The organism is Bradyrhizobium uaiense, from assembly GCF_010811875.1.
Lineage (GTDB): Bacteria > Pseudomonadota > Alphaproteobacteria > Rhizobiales > Xanthobacteraceae > Bradyrhizobium > Bradyrhizobium uaiense.
Genome location: NZ_VKHP01001190.1, coordinates 1 through 226 on the forward strand (window position 1 = coordinate 1; position 226 = coordinate 226).

Annotated in this window: 1 protein-coding gene; it reads left to right on the forward strand. The window is 58.8% G+C overall.

The window, feature by feature from the left end:
* On the forward strand, nucleotides 1-226 hold a 226-nt coding region (locus FNJ47_RS49250; protein WP_163163894.1), incomplete at both ends, for a transposase.

The following is a 226-nucleotide window of genomic DNA, read 5'->3' on the forward strand; positions in this document are numbered from 1 at the left end:
TCCAAGCCGGAAATTGCTTTGGCCGAGATTGACCGCACGATGGCAGCCAACGTGCGCTTTGGATGTGTGCTGGCGGATGCAGGATACGGACTTAGCGCCCCATTTCGACAAGGGCTAACAGAGCGCGGACTGGCTTGGGCCGTCGGCATCCCTCGGCACCTGAAGGTGTATCCGGTCGATGTGAAGCTCATTTGGCCGATCACCAAAGTCCGCGGGAAACCACGAA